Source organism: Streptomyces sp. NPDC006193, assembly GCF_040613915.1.
In the GTDB taxonomy this organism is placed as follows: domain Bacteria; phylum Actinomycetota; class Actinomycetes; order Streptomycetales; family Streptomycetaceae; genus Streptomyces.
In genome coordinates this window covers 363,787-381,109 of sequence record NZ_JBEXTB010000002.1, presented here as the reverse complement: position 1 = coordinate 381,109, position 17,323 = coordinate 363,787, and the positions used below count along the sequence as shown (strand labels likewise).

Genomic DNA, 17,323 nt, shown 5'->3' with positions numbered 1-17,323 from the left:
TCCTGAACCCGCCGCGGAGCAAACCCCGACGCCTGAACCCGCCGCGGAGCAAACCCCGACGCCTGAACCCGCCGCGGAGCAAACCCCGACGCCTGAACCCGCCGCGGAGCAAACCCCGACGCCTGAGCCCGAGCCGGAGGAAGTCCCGGCGGCTGAGCCGACGCCGGAGGCCGAGGGAACCCCGCAGGCCGGGACCGACCCGAAGGCGGAGGAGACCCCGCAGGCCGAAGCCGAGCCGAAGGCGGAGGAGACCACCGGCACCGTTGCCGAACCGAAGGCGGAGGAGAGCACCGGCACCGTTGCCGAGCCGAAGGCGGAGGAGAGCACCAAGAAGCCGGTCGCGGAGCCTGCGGTGGAGGGCGAGCCTGCCGCAGAAGAGAGCAGCCCGGAGAAGACCGAGGCCGGGGCCGAGGCGGAGGAAAGCGCCGAGGAGCCGGTCACGGCGGAAGGCGAGCCGGCGGCCGAGGCGACGGCCGAGGCCGAAACCGAGCCGAAGGTCGAGGACACCGCAGAGGCAGAAGCCGAGGCGAGGCCGGAGGAGTCCGCCGGGTCCGGGGCCAAGGCTGAGGAAGCGTCCGCGTCGTCCCGCACCGAGCCGGAAACCGAGGCGACGGCCGAGGCCGAACCTGAGCCGAAGACCGAGGAGCCCACCGGGACCGAGGCCGAACCCAAGGCGCAGGAGAAGCCGGAGGAAACCCCGGAACCCGAGGCCGGTCCGGAGGCGGAGCGGAGCGGCGAGGAGCCGGAAGCGGCGGACCAGCCGCAGACGGAGACCGAGCCGGAGCCGCAGGCCGAGGCGGAGGCCGAGGAGGCGACGTCCCCGCAGGCCGCCGACGGCGAGAACACCCCACAGGGGCCACCCGCACCCGACGACGAGACCCGCACGGGTGGTGCGGGTGGGAACCCGGACGCCGAAGGCGAAGCCGAGGCGACCCCGCACACCGACGCCCCGCAGGACACCCCCGCCGAGGCGACCCCGCACACCGACGCCCCGCAGGACACCCCCGCCGAGGCCACCCCGCACACCGACGCCCCGCAGGACACCCCCGCCGAGGCCACCCCGCAGGCCCAGGGAGACAAGGGCGAGCCCGCCACCCCCCTCACCAGGCTGAAGGCCCTCACCCCCGCCCTGGCCACCGCCTACAAGGCCGCCGCGACGACCCTCGAGAAGTCCCGCCTCACCGGCACCCGGGCCAAGCTCTACCTCGTGCTGGACCGCTCGGCGAGCATGCGCCCGTACTACAAGGACGGCTCCGCCCAAGCCCTCGCCGACCAGACCCTCGCGCTCGCCGCCCACCTGGACCCGGAGGCCACGGTCCACGTCGTCTTCTTCTCCACGGAGGTCGACGGCACCACCGACCTCACCCTCACCCCGGACCACGAGACGAAGATCGACGACGTGCACGCCGGCCTGGGCCGCATGGGCCGTACCAGCTACCACGCCGCCGTGGAGGCCGTACTCGCCCACTACGGGGAGAACACCGCCCCCGGCACCCCCGCCCTGGTGGTGTTCCAGACGGACGGCGCCCCCGACGCCAAGACCCCGGCGACACAGGCCCTCACCGCGGCGGCGGACGCGCATCCCTCCGTCTTCTTCTCCTTCGTCGCCTTCGGGGAGCACGACAACAAGGCGTTCGACTACCTCCGCAAGCTGAAGACCGGCAACACGTCGTTCTTCCACGCGGGCCCCGCCCCCCGCGAGCTGACGGACACGGAGCTGTACGAGGGCGTGCTCGCCGACTGGCGGCCGTGACCGAAGCGGCGTGACCGAAGCGGCGTGACCGGGGGCGGCGTGACCGAAGCGGCGTGACGGGGGCGGCCGTACCCGGTCACCCGCAGAAGCCCCGCCCCGCCCGTACTCCCGGTCACCCGCGGCGACCGTCGGTGACACCCTGGCCGCCCCTTCCCATTCCGCAGAACGGGAAGCGGGCGGCCCACCCGTCTCGGCTACGATTTCAAGGTTCGTCAATCGACCCGACCTGGGAGCAGCCCCCGATGGCTCGACACCTCATCACCAGCGCCCTTCCGTACATCAACGGGATCAAGCACCTGGGCAACATGGTGGGGTCCATGCTCCCGGCGGACGTGTACTCCCGGTACCTCCGCCAGCGCGGCCACGACGTCCTGTACATCTGCGCCACGGACGAGCACGGCACGCCCGCCGAACTGGCCGCCAAGGAGCAGGGCCTCGCGGTGGACGAGTTCTGCGCCCAGGCCCACGAGGCCCAGAAGGCGGTCTACGACGGCTTCGCGCTGGCGTTCGACTACTTCGGCCGCAGCTCCTCCGCGCAGAACCGCGAGATCACCCAGCACTTCGCCCGCAAGCTGCACGAGAACGGCTTCATCGAGGAGCGGGCGATCCGCCAGGTGTACTCCCCGGCCGACGGCCGCTTCCTCCCGGACCGCTACGTGGAGGGCACCTGCCCCCACTGCGGTTACGACAAGGCCCGCGGCGACCAGTGCGAGAACTGCACCCGCGTGCTGGACCCGACCGACCTGATCGAGCCCCGCTCGGCGATCTCCGGCTCGACGGACCTGGAGGTGCGCGAGACCAAGCACCTCTTCCTGCTCCAGTCCAAGCTGCAGCAGGAGGTGGAGGCGTGGGTCGCCCGGCACGAGGAGGACTGGCCGCAGCTCGCCTCCTCCATCGCCCGCAAGTGGCTGAACGAGGGCCTGCACGACCGGGCGATCACCCGCGACCTGGACTGGGGCGTCCCGGTCCCCGCGGACACCTGGCCGGAGCTGGCAGCCGAGGGCAAGGTCTTCTACGTCTGGTTCGACGCCCCGATCGAGTACATCGGCGCGACGAAGGAGTGGGCGGACCAGGACCCGGAGAACCGGGACTGGAAGTCGTGGTGGTACGACGCCGACGGCACCGTCCGCTACACCGAGTTCATGGCGAAGGACAACGTCCCCTTCCACACGGTGATGTTCCCGGCCACCGAGCTGGGCGTGCGCGAGCCGTGGAAGAAGGTCGACTACGTCAAGGCGTTCAACTGGCTGACGTACTACGGCGGGAAGTTCTCCACCTCGCAGAAGCGCGGCGTCTTCACCGACCAGGCGCTGGACGTCCTGCCCGCCGACTACTGGCGCTACTTCCTGATCGCCAACGCCCCCGAGTCGGACGACTCGTCCTTCACCTGGGAGCACTTCACCGCCACGGTGAACAAGGACCTGGCCGACACCCTCGGCAACTTCGTCAACCGCGTGCTGTCCTTCTCCCGGAAGCGCTTCGGTGACGCGGTCCCGGCCGGCGGCGAGCCCGGTGAGGCGGAGGCCCGCCTCGGCGATGAGATCGCCCGGCTGCTCGCCGAGTACGAGGAGCAGATGGAGGCCCTCCAGTTCCGCAAGGCCGCGGCCGCGCTGCGCGCCCTGTGGTCGGCCGGCAACTCCTACCTGGAGGAGAAGGCCCCCTGGCTGGAGATCAAGACGGACAAGGAGGGAGCGGCCCTCACCCTGCGGACGGCGATGAACCTGATCCACCTGTACGCGGTGGTCTCGGAGCCGTTCATCCCGGCGACGTCGAAGACGATGCGCGAGGTCTTCTCCCTCGGGGACGACACCGCGACCTGGGTGAGCCGGGACGAGGCGAAGGCCCTGACCGCGGTCCCGGCCGGCACCGCGTTCACGGTGCCGCCGGTGCTGTTCGCCAAGCTGACGGACGAGGACCTGGCGGCGTACAAGGAGCGCTTCGGCGGCGAGGAGGACTGACGCCCCGCACGCGGCGCGCCCCGCACCCGGTACCCACCGGGCGCGGGGCGCGTGCCGTTCGAGCCCCGTCTTTCCCGCCCACGGCGCACCCTCACCCCCCCCGGGTGAACATCGCCAACTGACCTCGATGCGTGCACGGTTGCCTGCCCTACGCTCGGCGCAGCACGGCACACACCCTAGGAATCGCATGGTCAGCTCACCCCACGAGGCGATGCACCGCATCTTCCAGGACTATCCGGGCCTCTTCTCCGGTGTCTCCGAGGCACTCGGCGTCGACTTCGGCCCGCCCACCTCGGTGACAGTCCTGCCCACCGACCTCACCGAGACCCGCCCGCTCGAACGCCGCATCGACACCCTGCTGCGGTTGGAGACAGAGCACGACGAACCACTTCTCCTCGCCGTCGAGGCTCAGGGCAAGAAGGATCCGGACAAGCCCGCGAGCTGGGCCTACTACGCCTCGTACCTGCTCACGAAGTACCGGCTGCAACCGATGCTGCTGGTCGTCTGCCAGGACCGCGCGACCGCCGAATGGGCGGCGCGGCCGGTCCGCTTCGGACCCCGCCAGTGGCCGCTGCTCACCCTGCGCCCGATGGTCGCGGGCCCGCACAACATGCCGGTGATCACCGATCCGGCCGAGGTGCGCAAGGACCTGGCGCTGGCCACGCTGTCCGCCATCACGCACGTCGCGCATCCGGACGTCGGGGCCATACTCAAAGCAATGACGACCGTGCTGCGGGACACCCCGCACGCCCTCGCCGACCCTGTTATCGAACTCATCGCACAGGGCATGGGTAAGCACCCAGCCGCAGAACTCTGGAGGAAACTGGTGGCCGTGGACCTCTCCTTCTACAAGTCGCCCCTCTCCGAGGAACTCCGCGCCGAAGGCAGAAACAAGGGCCGGGAGGAGGGCCGGGCCGAGGGACGGGCCGAGGGCCGGGCCGAGGGACGGGCCGAGGACATTCTGTTCATCCTGGAACGACGCGGCGTCCCCGTCCCCGACGCGGCGCGCACACGCATCACCTCCTGCGACGACCTCGACATCCTGCGCCGATGGCTGGACCGCGCCCTCACCGCCCACACCGCCGAAGACCTCTTCGCCGACCAGTGATCCAGTCGGACCAGCACGGAGGAAACCGGTGGCCGTGGACCTCTCCTTCTACAAGTCGCCCCTCTCCGAGGAACTCCGCGCCGAGGGACGGGCCGAGGGACGGGCCGAGGACATTCTGTTCGTCCTGGAACGACGCGGCGTCCACGTCCCCGACGCGGCGCGCACACGCATCACCTCCTGCGACGACCTCGACATCCTGCGCCGATGGCTGGACCGCGCCCTCACCGCCCACACCGCCGAAGACCTCTTCGCGGAGGAGTAGTCCCGGGACGGCCCCCGCGGGCGGGGCTCCCGTCGGGTGATCCGTGGGCGTCGGACACCCCGGCGACGGGGGTCGTCACGCGTGGGGGACGGGAAGCCGGAAAAGATCTCCCCGTGGACATCCCCGAACCTCATCGCCGGCTCCTCGCCGATGTCGTCCCGGCGGGCGGCCCCTACGGGCTGGTGCTCGCCGGCGGCTACGCCCTCCAGGCCCACGGGCTGCTCCGGCGCCCGCACGCCGACCTCGACTTCGCCACGGAGAGTTCCGAGGCCATGGAGCACCTGGCCGCCGCGGTCGGCGCGGCCCTGGAAGCGCGGGGGCGGCGGGTGCGCATCGACGCGGTGACCGCGCGTACCGCCCAGCTCACCGTCACGGATCCGCCGAGCGGCGAGAGCTGCGCGCTGGCGCTGCACAAGGAGGCGTTCTGGCAGCCGCCGGAACTGACGGCGTACGGCCCGGCGCTCTCCCTGGAGGACGCCGTCGGCACCAAGATCCGTGCGCTGTACGACCGGGGCTCGGCCGTGGACCTCGTGGACGCGCGGGCGGCGGCGGCCCGGTTCTCGCTGCCCGATCTGGAGGAGCTGGGGCGCCGGCACGCCCACGACCCGTTCGACCTGCCCACCCTGCAGTCCCGGCTGACCGGCTCGGACTTCTACGCCGACGCCGACTTCCGCCGTCTGGGGCTGGACGAGCGGCAGACCGCCGCGCTGCGGGCCTGGGCCCAGCAGTGGTCCGACGACATCGCCGAGCGGCTGCTGGAGGAGGGGACGTCCCCCGACGAGGAGGACGACGGGGGACCGGACGAAGCCGCCTACGAGGAGCGGGACGAGGACCCGGACGAGGAACCCGGACCGGGCACCGGCGCATGACCGCCGTCACCGGGCCGGGAGACGGCTGTGCGCGCCGGCCGTCGTGAGCGGGTCACGGCGGCCGGCGCGCACAGGGCCGTACTACTTGGGCTGCGGCTTCCGCACGGACAGGTGCAGCTCGCGCAGGCGGGACTCCTCCAGCTCGGTCGGGGCGCCCATCATCAGGTCCTGGGCGTTGCCGTTGAGCGGGAAGGCGATCGTCTCGCGGATGTTGGGCTCATCGGCGAGGAGCATGACGATGCGGTCCACGCCCGGCGCGATGCCACCGTGCGGCGGAGCGCCGAAGCGGAACGCGCGGAGCATGCCCGCGAACTCGCGCTCCGTGGTCTCGCGGTCGTAGCCCGCGATCTCGAAGGCCTTGAGCATGATCTCCGGCTCGTGGTTCCGGATCGCGCCCGAGGACAGCTCGACGCCGTTGCAGACGATGTCGTACTGCCAGGCCAGGATGTCCAGCGGGTCCTGGGTCTCCAGGGCCTCCATGCCGCCCTGAGGCATCGAGAAGGGGTTGTGCGAGAAGTCGATCTTCCCGGTCTCCTCGTCCTTCTCGAACATCGGGAAGTCGACGATCCAGCAGAAGCGGAAGACGTTCTCCTCGAAGTGGCCGGCCCGCTTGGCGGCCTCGACGCGGACCGCGCCCATGATCTTGGAGACCTCGTCGAACTCGCCCGCGCCGAAGAAGACCGCGTGGCCGGGGGCGAGGGAGAGCCGCTTGGTCAGCTCGGCGACGTTCTCCTCGGTGAGGAACTTGGCGATCGGGCCGGACAGCGACCCGTCCTCGCCGACGCGGACCCAGGCCAGGCCCTTGGCGCCGAGGGACACGGCGAAGTCGCCGAGCTGGTCGAAGAACTTGCGCGGCTGGTCCTGGACCGCCGGAACCGGCAGCGCGCGCACGTGCTTGCCGGCGAACGCCTTGAACTCCGAGCCCTCGAAGACGTCGGTGATGTCCACCAGCTCCAGCTTGGCGCGCAGGTCCGGCTTGTCGGAGCCGTACTTGAGCATCGCCTCGCGGAAGGGGATGCGGGGGAACGGGGAGGTGACGTGGCGGCCGCCCCCGAACTCCTCGAACAGCTCGGTCATCAGCTGCTCGATCGGCTGGAAGACGTCCTCCTGCTCGACGAAGCTCATCTCGACGTCGAGCTGGTAGAACTCGCCCGGCGAGCGGTCGGCGCGGGCGTCCTCGTCGCGGAAGCAGGGCGCGATCTGGAAGTAGCGGTCGAAGCCGGAGATCATCAGCAGCTGCTTGAACTGCTGCGGGGCCTGCGGCAGGGCGTAGAACTTGCCCGGGTGGAGGCGCGAGGGGACCACGAAGTCACGGGCGCCCTCGGGGGAGGTGGCCGTGAGGATCGGGGTGGCCATCTCGTTGAAGCCGAGCGCCGTCATCTTCTGGCGGATCGCGCCGATGACCGCCGTGCGCAGCATGATGTTGCGGTGCATGCGCTCGCGGCGCAGGTCCAGGAAGCGGTACTCCAGGCGCCGCTCCTCGTTGACCCCGTCCTCGGTGTTGATGGTGAAGGGAAGCGGCTGGGCCGCGCCCAGCAGCTCGACCTCGGCGACCTCCACCTCGATCTCGCCGGTCGGCAGGTCGGGGTTCACGTTCTCTGTTCCACGTGAAACAACGCGGCCGTCGACACGGACCGTGGACTCCTTGGAGATCTTGTCCAGGGCCTCGTAGGCGGGGGTGCCGGGGCGGGCGACCAGCTGCGTGATGCCGTAGTGGTCGCGCAGATCGATGAAGAGGATGCCGCCCAGGTCGCGCCGATTGTGCAGCCAGCCACTCAGCCGGACGTCGGTGCCGACGTCAGAGGCGCGGAGCTGGCCGCAGGTGTGGGACCTGTACCGATGCATCGTCGTTCATCGTCCTTCGTGGTGGGGTTTCTCCTGCCGGCTTCGCGGGCCGGCGGAACGGGCACGGGGCCCGGACCCATCAAGGGTACCGGGCACCCCAAGATCGGCTCCCCACCGCGACCACCCCCCGGACTGCCCGCAGGACCGCCCGCCGGACCGACCGCCGGCGAACGGTGGCACCCACCGGTCACCTGTTCCTAAAGTAGGGCAATGCGCACAGGCGAGCCCCTCCCGTCCGTCGAGGACGTCCTCGCCGCCCTCGCGACCGGGCTCTGGCACTGGGACACCGCCGCCGGGCTGGTCACCGTGGACGCGGAGGCGGCGCGGCTGCTCGGGCTGCCCCCGAAGCCGGCCACCCTCACCGAGGCCCAGACCCGGGCCCGGCTGCACCCGGTCGACTGGAACGAGATCACCGGCGTCGTGCAGCTCGCCGTCGCCGAGGGCACCCTCGCCGAGGTGCGCATCCGGATCATGAACGCGGACGGCAGTGTCCTGCGGGTCGTCCGCAGCCGCTCGAAGCCGTCCTTCGACCCCGAGCGACGCGCCTACGAGCTGATCGGCACCCTGCAGGAGGTGACCGAGCCGACCCCCGGCACGGCCGCCCGCAGCGCGGTCACCGGGGACTGGCGGCGCTCCCGCGAGGCGTTCCTGCTGGACGCCGGCCGGGCGCTGGCCGAGGCGCGGTCGACGCAGGAAGTGCTGCGGGTGGCGGGCGGCCTGTCCATGCCGGGGTTCTCGCCGGACGGGCTCGTCGTGTTCGGTGTCGAGGGCGACCGGCTGACGATCACCGGCCAGCACGGGCACCAGCCCGGCGACCTGGGCCCCTTCTCGTACATGCCGCTGGTCACCGACTATCCGGCGGCGGAGGTCGTCCGCACCGGCCGCGCGGTGTACCTGTCCTCGCCCGAGGAGTACAGGGCGCGTTACCCGGTGACCTGGCCGCTCGCCCGCGGCTTCGCCCGGCAGTCCTGGGCGTTCCTGCCGCTGACCGTGGCCGGGCGCACGATGGGCGCCTGGATGGCGGCCTTCACCCACCCGGTGGCGTTCACGCCCGACGAGCGCTCGGTGCTGACCACGGTCGCCCGAATGCTCGCGCAGGCGCTGTCCCGGGCCGGCGCCGCCGAGTCCCAGCGGGAGCTGACCGAGGGCCTACAGCGCTCCATGCTGCCGTCGCTGGGGCCGAAGATCCCGGGGATGCGGGTGGCCGCCCGGTACATCCCGACCGGCGGCGGACTCCAGGTCGGCGGCGACTGGTACGACATGATCCCGCTGCCGTCCGGCCGCTTCGCGCTGGTCATCGGGGACGTGCAGGGTCATGACGTGCGGGCCGCCGGGCTGATGGGGCAGCTGCGGATCGCCCTGCGCGCGTACGCCGCCGAGGGGCACCGCCCGGACGCGGTCCTCGCCCGCGCCTCCCGCTTCCTGCACGGCATCACCCACGACGAGCACATGACGGACCTGCGGTTCGCCACCTGCCTGTACGCGGAGGCCGACCCGTCCACGGGGATGCTGGAGATCGCCCGCGCCGGGCACCCGGACCCGGTGATCCGGATGTCCGACGGCACGGTGATGCAGCGCCCGACCGCGGGCGGGCTGCCGCTGGGCATCGACCCGGACGCCGACTACCCGACGACCCGCTTCGCCCTCGAGCCCGGTGAGACGCTGATGCTGTGCACCGACGGCCTGATAGAGACCGGCGGGCACGACATGGAGAGCGGTTGGCGCAGGCTGCGCGCGATCCTCGAACACGACCAGGAGGACCTGGACGCCCTGGCCGACGCGCTGGTCCAGGGCGTGCACGGCCCGTCCTCACACCACACCACCGGCCCGCTGGCCGACCGCCGCGAGGACGACATCGCGCTGCTGCTGTGCCGGCCCGGCGAGGGCTACGGCTGCGGCGCGGCCTCGGGCCCCGGGACCGGCGCCGCCGTGCGGCCGGCGGTGCGCCGCACGCTGCTGTCGGTGGCGCAGGACGAGCCGGAGCGGATCGCCGAGGCCCGCCAGCACCTGCGCGAACTGCTGCACGACTGGGCGTCGGCCGACCAGGTGGACTCGGCGGTGCTGCTGGTCTCCGAGATGGTCACCAACGTGCTGGTGCACACCGACGCCGACGCGCTGCTCCTCGCCGAGGTCACGGGCGAGGGCGACGGGCGGCGGCTGCGCGTGGAGGTGTTCGACACCGGTGACGACCTGCCGCACATGCGCCGCCCCGGCGAACTGGCGTCCTCCGGCCGCGGCCTGGTGCTGATCGGGCTTCTCGCGGACGCCTGGGGGGTGGACCCGCGGGGCGAGGGCAAGAGCATCTGGTTCGAGCTCTACGAGTCCCCGGACGCCTCCGCCGCTCCGGTGTGACGCGTCCGCAGCTCCTGCACGACCCCGAAGGCCGCCGCGGTCAGCGGCACCGCGAGGAGCATGCCGAGGATGCCCGCGACGGACGCGCCCGCGGTGATCGCCAGCAGCACCACGGCGGGGTGCATCTGCACGGTCCGGCTCTGGATCATCGGCTGCAGCACGTGCCCCTCCAGCACCTGCACGGCCAGCACCACCCCGAGCGTCCACAGCGCGATGACGACGCCCCGGTCGGCGAAGGCGACCAGCACGGCGACCGTGCCGGAGAGGAAGGCGCCGAGGTACGGGACGTAGGCGCCGACGAACACCAGCGCGCCCAGCCCGACCGCGCCGGGCACCCGCAGGACCAGCAGGCCGGCGGTGATGCACAGGGCGTCGATGAGGGCGATGAGGGTGGTGCCGCGCATGAATCCCTCGACGGCCGCGAAGGCCCGCCGGGCGATGGCCTCGACGGTGTCGGCGGTGCCGCCGGGCGCGAGCGACCGGAGGCCGTCCACGGCCCGGCCGGAGTCGCGCAGGAAGAAGAACACGAGCAGCAGCGCGAGCACGGCCATGGCGAGGGTCTCCCCGACGACGCTGACGCCGCTGACGACGTTGGACGCGGCCGTCGCGCCGAACCGGCCCAGCAGCTTGCGCGCATTGGCGGCGAGGTCGTCCAGCCCGGTGCCGGCGGCCCCGAAGTGGCGGGCGACGGCCTTGGCTGCGTCCCGCACCGAGGAGACGATCTGCTCGCCGGTGCCGATGAGGGCGGCGACGACGATGTACACCGCACCGCCGACGACCGCCACCACGGCGACGCAGGTGAGCCCGGCCGACAGCGAGGGGCGCACCCCGGCCGACACCAGCCGCCGGTGCAGCGGCCCGAGCAGCGCGGTGCCGAGCAGCGCGAGCAGCACCGGCGTGACGGCCGTGCGCAGCTCCGCGCACAGCCGCACGCCCACCCAGCCGACCCCGGCGGCGAGCAGCAGGACGGCACACCAGGCGGCGAACCGGCGGACGGGATCGGGCAGCAGGTGCACGCACCCAGTCGACCAAGCGCGCCGCCCCCTGTCCCGCGGCGCACGGCCGTCCGGGTGAGCGGCCCGACACCCACGTCACCGCACCCGCCGCCCGGAAGGAACGGCCCCACAGCCACGTCACCGCGTCCACCGCGGCACCGGGCGCGCCTTGGCAGCCGCGCACCGCCCTGTCCGAGGGCGCGGGACCGTCCGGCGCACGGGCGCCGGCCCGGCGACCGGCGATGGTCCGGGCCGCGGTCGTCCGGCCTGCGGGCGTCGTCGGCGCCCGGCCGGCCCGGTGCCCACCGGTGCCTACCGGTGTCCGAGGATCACAGCCCTGCGGTGCGGCGGCCGGGCGGGCGCCGGCGGGTCACAGCCCGCCTTCGGACATCCCGTGCACCGCCGGGATCGTCCCCAGCCGGCCCTTCCGGAAGTCCTCGAAGGCCTGCATCAGCTCGTCCCTGGTGTTCATGACGAACGGGCCGTAGTGGGCCATGGGCTCGCGGATCGGCTGTCCGCCCAGGAGGACGACCTCCAGGTCCGGCGTGTGGGAGTCCTGCTTCTCGTCCGCGCGGACGGTCAGCGAGCCTCCGCTGCCGAAGACGGCCGTCTGGCCCGTGCGGACCGGACGCCGCTCGGCGCCCACCGCGCCGCGCCCGGCCGGGACGTACGCCAGCCCGTTGAAGTCCTCCCGCCAGGGCAGGGTGACCTCCGCGCCCGGGGCGAGGGTGGCGTGGATCATCGTGATCGGGGTGTGGGTGATGCCGGGGCCCGCGTGGCCGTCCAGCTCGCCGGCGATGACGCGCAGCAGCGCGCCGCCGTCCGGGGAGGTGAGCAGCTGGACGCTGCCGCCGCGGATGTCCTGGTAGCGCGGGGCCATCATCTTGTCCTTGGCGGGGAGGTTCACCCACAGCTGCAGACCGTGGAAGAGGCCGCCCGAGACGACGAGGTGCTCCGGCGGGGCCTCGATGTGCAGCAGGCCCGCACCGGCCGTCATCCACTGGGTGTCGCCGTTGGTGATGGTGCCGCCGCCGCCGTTGGAGTCCTGGTGGTCGAAGACGCCGTCGATGATGTAGGTGACGGTCTCGAAGCCGCGGTGGGGGTGCCAGGGGGTGCCCTTGGGCTCGCCCGGCGCGTACTCCACCTCCCCCATCTGGTCCATCATGATGAACGGGTCGAGGTGGCGGTAGTCGATGCCGGCGAACGCCCGGCGCACCGGGAAGCCCTCGCCCTCGAACCCGCTCGGCGCGGTCGTGACGCCGAGCACGGGACGTGCCACGGCGTCGGCGGGAGCGGTCACGCGGGGCAGCGTCAACGGGTTCTCGACGGTCACTGCAGGCATGGTCGGTACCTCCTTGGTACGCCCACTTTAGTTGAGCGTTGAACTTTCTGCCATCCGTAACGGAGAAAGCCCGGAGGGCATTCCCTCCGGGCTCCGGGGTTCGGCGACGGCGCGGGGACGGCTCAGCCGCCCCCGTACATCCGGCGCATCGCGAAGTCGACCATCTGCTCCACCGCCTTGGCGTCGAACACCATCCGGTGCTCGCCCTCCATGTCCAGGACGAAGCCGTAGCCGGTCGGCAGCAGGTCGATCACCTCGGCGCCGGTGATGACGAAGTACTTGGACTCCTTGCCCGCGTACCGGCGCAGCTCCTTGAGCGAGGTGAACATCGGGATCACCGGCTGCTGGGTGTTGTGCAGGGCGAGGAAGCCGGGGGTGTCGCCGCGCGGGCAGTACACCTTGGAGGTGGCGAAGATCTGCTGGAAGTCCTCGGCGGACATCTGACCGGTGGTGAAGGCGCGCACCGCGTCCGCGAGGGAGGGCTGGGACGGCTCCGGATAGAGCGGCGGCTGCTGGCCGTACCCGCCGGCGCCGCCCGGCATCTGCTGCTGCGGCGGGGCGTACTGCTGCTGCGCCGCTCCCCCGTCCATGGGCTGGCCGTATCCGTACATGCGCGCAAGCGTACCGAGGGACGCATGCGGCGAGGACGCCGGGAAAGTTATGTAGCGATCGATAGACATATACAGTACGGTTTCTCTAGCGACCACTACAGATTGAAGCCCGTTCTCCGCATCCTGGGGGATTCCATGCCCGACGCCGACTCCCGCCCCTTCCTGCTCCTCGCGCACGGCGCGGGCGGCTCGATCGCGGCCAACTACGGCCCGGTGACGGAGCGACTGAGTCGCCGGTACACCCTGATCGGCGCCGACTACCCCGGCTCGGGCGACGCCCCGCGCGCGGCCGGACCGCTGGAACTGGACGCGCTGGCCGACCGGCTGACCGCCGCCGCGGACGCGGCCGGCGCCCGGCGGTTCGCCGTCTCGGGATACTCGCTGGGCGGGGCCGTGGCGATCCGGCTGGCCGCCCGGCACCCGGAGCGGGTGACCTCCCTGGTCCTGACCGCGCCCTTCGCCCGCGCCGACGCGCAGATGCGCCTGACCGCACGGCTGTGGCGGACGCTCGTCGAGGCCGGCGACCCGGACCCGCTGGGCCGGTTCCTGCTGGCCCACGGGCTGAGCCCGGCCGCGCTGGACGCACTGGACCCGGCGGGCCTGGAGGAGGCGGTGAAGGAGGCGGGGACGGGCGCCCCGGAGGGAACCGCCCAGCAGGTGGAGCTGGTGGAGCGGCTGGACGTGACCGCCGAGCTCGCCCGGATCGACGTGCCGACGCTGGTCGTCTCCCCGGCCGAGGACGCCCTCGTCCCGCCCCGGCTGCACCGGGCGGTGGCGGCTGGGATACGGGGAGCGCGCCTGGTCGGCATACCGGGCGGTCACCTGCCTTTCGCCGAGCACCCGGACCGGTGGGCGGCCCTGCTCACCGGCTCGGTGGAGTAGACCCTTCTCACACTTGGACCGGCGGGGGTTGCGCCTTATTACCGGCGGGTAGCATCATCGGAGCTACTTGTTGGTACGTGAACTAGGTGCGAGGAGCCAGTGCCTCGCCGATCCCTCTACGGAGCCGTCGCCATGGGGCACTACAAGCCGAATCTCCGCGACATCGAGTTCAACCTCTTCGAAGTGCTGGGGCGCGACAAGGTGTACGGCACCGGCCCGTTCGAGGAGATGGACGTCGACACCGCCAAGAGCGTCCTGGAGGAGCTGACCCGCCTCTCCGAGAACGAGCTGGCCGCGTCCTTCGCCGACGCCGACCGCAACCCGCCGGTCTTCGACCCTCAGACCAACACCGCGCCGGTCCCCGAGTCCTTCAAGAAGAGCTACCAGGCCTTCATGGACTCCGAGTACTGGCGGCTCGGCCTGCCCGAGGAGATCGGCGGCACCACCTCGCCCCGCTCCCTGATCTGGGCCTACGCCGAGCTGATCCTGGGCGCCAACCCGGCCGTGTGGATGTACTCCTCCGGCCCGGCCTTCGCCGGCATCCTCTTCGAGGAGGGCAACGACGTCCAGAAGCACATCGCCAAGATCGCCGTCGACAGGCAGTGGGGCTCCACCATGGTGCTCACCGAGCCGGACGCCGGCTCGGACGTGGGCGCCGGCCGCACCAGGGCGGTGCAGCAGGAGGACGGCTCCTGGCACATCGAGGGCGTGAAGCGCTTCATCACCTCCGGCGAGCACGACATGTCGGAGAACATCCTCCACTACGTGCTCGCCCGCCCCGAGGGCGCCGGTCCGGGCACCAAGGGCCTGTCCCTCTTCCTCGTCCCGAAGTACCTGTTCGACTTCGAGACCGGCGAGCTGGGCGAGCGCAACGGCGTCTACGCCACCAACGTCGAGCACAAGATGGGCCTGAAGGCCTCCAACACCTGCGAGATGACCTTCGGCGACCGGCACCCGGCCAAGGGCTGGCTCGTCGGCGACAAGCACGACGGCATCCGCCAGATGTTCCGCATCATCGAGTTCGCCCGCATGATGGTCGGCACGAAGGCCATCTCCACGCTCTCCACGGGCTACCTGAACGCCCTGGAGTACGCCAAGGAGCGCGTCCAGGGTCCCGACCTGGCGAACTTCATGGACAAGACCGCGCCCAAGGTCACCATCACCCACCACCCCGACGTGCGCCGCTCGCTGATGACGCAGAAGGCGTACGCGGAAGGCATGCGCGCCCTGGTGATGTACACCGCCTCCATCCAGGACGCCATCCAGATCAAGGAGGCCAACGGCGAGGACGCCTCCGCCGAGCACGCCCTGAACGACCTGCTGCTGCCGGTCGTCAAGGGTTACGGCTCCGAGAAGGCCTACGAGCAGCTCGCGCAGTCGCTGCAGACCTTCGGCGGCTCCGGCTTCCTGCAGGAGTACCCGGTCGAGCAGTACATCCGCGACTCCAAGATCGACACCCTGTACGAGGGCACCACGGCCATCCAGGGCCAGGACTTCTTCTTCCGGAAGATCGTCCGCAACCAGGGCGCCGCGCTGAACTCGCTCGCCGAGGACATCAAGAAGTTCCTGGCCCTCGGCACCGGCGGCGAGGAACTGGCCGCCGCACGCGAGCACCTGGCCAAGGCCGCCGTGGAGCTGGAGGCGATCGTCGGCCTGATGCTGACCGACCTCGCCGCCACCGAGCAGGACACCAAGAACATCTACAAGGTGGGCCTGAACACCACCCGCCTCCTGCTCGCCTCCGGCGACGTCATCGTCGGCTACCTGCTGCTCAAGGGCGCCGCCGTCGCCGCCGAGAAGCTCCCCACGGCCTCGGCGAAGGACAAGGCGTTCTACACCGGCAAGATCGCCGCCGCGAAGTTCTTCGCGGCCAACGTCCTGCCCGGCGTCACGCTCGCCCGCAAGGTCGCCGCGAACGTCGAGCTCGACCTGATGGAGCTGGACGAGGCCGCGTTCTAGACGTTCCGGACCTCCCCGCCGAATCGAGGCACGGGCCCGTTCCCCTTTCCGGGAGCGGGCCCGTGCACGTCGTTAAGGTGAATCCCATGAGCGCACCAGCCCGCTTCGACCGCGGCCACACCGACGACCTGATGTCCTTCCTGGCGGCGAGTCCCTCGCCGTACCACGCCGTGGCGAACACCGCCGAGCGGCTGGAGAAGGCGGGCTTCCGGCAGGTCGCCGAGACGGACGCCTGGACCGGCGGCGCCGGCGGCCGGTACGTGCTCCGCGGCGGCGCGATCGTGGCCTGGTACGTCCCCGAGGACGCCCGGCCGCACACCCCCTTCCACATCATCGGCGCGCACACCGACTCCCCGAACCTGCGCGTCAAGCCCCGCCCGGACACCGGCGCGCACGGCTGGCGCCAGGTCGCCGTGGAGATCTACGGCGGCCCGCTGCTCAACTCCTGGCTCGACCGGGACCTCGGCCTGGCCGGCCGGCTGACCCTGCGCGACGGCTCCTCGGTGCTCGTGAACGTCGACCGGCCGCTGCTGCGCGTCCCGCAGCTCGCCATCCACCTGGACCGCTCGGTCTCCACCGAAGGACTGAAGCTGGACAAGCAGCGGCACCTGCAACCGGTGTGGGGCCTCGGCGACGACGTGCCCGAGGGCGACCTGATCGCCTTCCTGGAGCAGGAGGCCGGGGCGGCGGCGGGCTCCGTCACCGGCTGGGACCTCATGGCGCACCCGGTGGAACCGCCCGCCCGCCTCGGCCGGGACCGCGAGCTGGTCGCCGGTCCGCGCATGGACAACCTGCTGTCCGTGCACGCCGGCGCCGCCGCACTGGCCGCCGCCGCGACCTCCGGCGCCCCGCTCACCCGCATCCCGGTGCTGGCCGCCTTCGACCACGAGGAGAACGGCTCCCAGTCCGACACCGGCGCCGACGGCCCGCTGCTCGGGTCGGTGCTGGAACGCTCGGTGTTCGCGCGCGGCGGGTCCTACGAGGACCGGGCCCGCGCCTTCGCCGGCACCGTCTGCCTGTCCTCCGACACCGGCCACGCCGTGCACCCCAACTACGCCGAGCGGCACGACCCGACCCACCACCCGCGGGTCAACGGCGGACCGATCCTCAAGGTCAACGTCAACAACCGCTACGCCACGGACGGTTCGGGCCGCGCGGTGTTCGCCGCCGCCTGCGAGAAGGCGAACGTCCCCTTCCAGACCTTCGTCTCCCACAACTCCATGCCGTGCGGCACCACCATCGGCCCCATCACCGCCGCCCGGCACGGCATCCGCACCGTCGACATCGGCGTCGCCATCCTCTCCATGCACAGTGTGCGCGAACTGTGCGGCGCCGACGACCCGTTCCTGTTGGCCAACGCCCTGACGGCCTTCCTGGAGGGCTAGTT

Annotated in this window: 13 protein-coding genes; 9 read left to right on the top strand and 4 right to left on the bottom strand. The window is 71.8% G+C overall.

From position 1 onward, the window contains the following. The 5 genes from ABZ261_RS03645 to ABZ261_RS03625 all read left to right on the top strand — a co-directional run. Nucleotides 1-1,753 (top strand): VWA domain-containing protein (locus ABZ261_RS03645; protein WP_356854912.1); only part of this gene is annotated, 1,753 nt, incomplete at its 5' end. A 242-nt stretch (nucleotides 1,754-1,995) separates the two neighbouring features. Continuing rightward, complete coding sequence (gene metG / locus ABZ261_RS03640) at nucleotides 1,996-3,711, top strand: methionine--tRNA ligase (RefSeq protein WP_356854911.1); 1,716 nt, start codon at nucleotides 1,996-1,998, stop codon at nucleotides 3,709-3,711. Between the two features lie 187 nt (nucleotides 3,712-3,898). Further along, on the top strand, nucleotides 3,899-4,819 hold the full coding sequence (locus tag ABZ261_RS03635; RefSeq protein ID WP_356854910.1) for a hypothetical protein: 921 nt from the start codon (nucleotides 3,899-3,901) through the stop codon (nucleotides 4,817-4,819). 28 nt (nucleotides 4,820-4,847) lie between these two features. Next, nucleotides 4,848-5,081, top strand: a complete 234-nt coding sequence (locus ABZ261_RS03630) for a hypothetical protein (RefSeq protein WP_356854909.1) — start codon at nucleotides 4,848-4,850, stop codon at nucleotides 5,079-5,081. A gap of 113 nt (nucleotides 5,082-5,194) precedes the next feature. Beyond that, on the top strand, nucleotides 5,195-5,950 hold the full coding sequence (locus tag ABZ261_RS03625) for a nucleotidyl transferase AbiEii/AbiGii toxin family protein (protein ID WP_356854908.1): 756 nt from the start codon (nucleotides 5,195-5,197) through the stop codon (nucleotides 5,948-5,950). An 81-nt stretch (nucleotides 5,951-6,031) separates the two neighbouring features. On the opposite strand, the gene aspS is transcribed toward ABZ261_RS03625, so the two are convergent. Next, the gene (gene aspS, locus ABZ261_RS03620) at nucleotides 6,032-7,795 is read right to left on the bottom strand and encodes an aspartate--tRNA ligase (RefSeq protein WP_356854907.1); all 1,764 of its coding nucleotides are present in this window, start codon (nucleotides 7,793-7,795) and stop codon (nucleotides 6,032-6,034) included. A gap of 210 nt (nucleotides 7,796-8,005) precedes the next feature. Between aspS and ABZ261_RS03615 the strand changes: the two genes are divergently transcribed. Continuing rightward, complete coding sequence (locus ABZ261_RS03615) at nucleotides 8,006-10,147, top strand: SpoIIE family protein phosphatase (protein WP_356854906.1); 2,142 nt, start codon at nucleotides 8,006-8,008, stop codon at nucleotides 10,145-10,147. Here ABZ261_RS03615 and ABZ261_RS03610 read toward each other — a convergent pair. From ABZ261_RS03610 to ABZ261_RS03600, 3 genes are all read right to left on the bottom strand, one after another. Next, the gene (locus ABZ261_RS03610; RefSeq protein ID WP_356854905.1) at nucleotides 10,111-11,163 is read right to left on the bottom strand and encodes an AI-2E family transporter; all 1,053 of its coding nucleotides are present in this window, start codon (nucleotides 11,161-11,163) and stop codon (nucleotides 10,111-10,113) included. The genes ABZ261_RS03615 and ABZ261_RS03610 overlap by 37 nt on opposite strands. Nucleotides 11,164-11,512: 349 nt before the next feature. Then, nucleotides 11,513-12,484: a pirin family protein gene (locus ABZ261_RS03605; RefSeq protein WP_356854904.1), complete on the bottom strand. Its 972-nt coding sequence runs from the start codon at nucleotides 12,482-12,484 to the stop codon at nucleotides 11,513-11,515. A gap of 122 nt (nucleotides 12,485-12,606) precedes the next feature. Further along, entirely contained in the window at nucleotides 12,607-13,095 is a 489-nt protein-coding gene (locus ABZ261_RS03600; protein ID WP_356854903.1) for an SseB family protein, read from the bottom strand. A gap of 135 nt (nucleotides 13,096-13,230) precedes the next feature. On the opposite strand from ABZ261_RS03600, the gene ABZ261_RS03595 reads away from it, so the two are divergent. From ABZ261_RS03595 to ABZ261_RS03585, 3 genes are all read left to right on the top strand, one after another. Then, nucleotides 13,231-13,977, top strand: a complete 747-nt coding sequence (locus ABZ261_RS03595; RefSeq protein ID WP_356854902.1) for an alpha/beta fold hydrolase — start codon at nucleotides 13,231-13,233, stop codon at nucleotides 13,975-13,977. Between the two features lie 132 nt (nucleotides 13,978-14,109). Beyond that, nucleotides 14,110-15,936, top strand: a complete 1,827-nt coding sequence (locus tag ABZ261_RS03590) for an acyl-CoA dehydrogenase (RefSeq protein ID WP_356854960.1) — start codon at nucleotides 14,110-14,112, stop codon at nucleotides 15,934-15,936. An 86-nt stretch (nucleotides 15,937-16,022) separates the two neighbouring features. Beyond that, the gene (locus ABZ261_RS03585) at nucleotides 16,023-17,321 is read left to right on the top strand and encodes a M18 family aminopeptidase (RefSeq protein WP_356854901.1); all 1,299 of its coding nucleotides are present in this window, start codon (nucleotides 16,023-16,025) and stop codon (nucleotides 17,319-17,321) included. Nucleotides 17,322-17,323 lie beyond the last annotated feature (2 nt).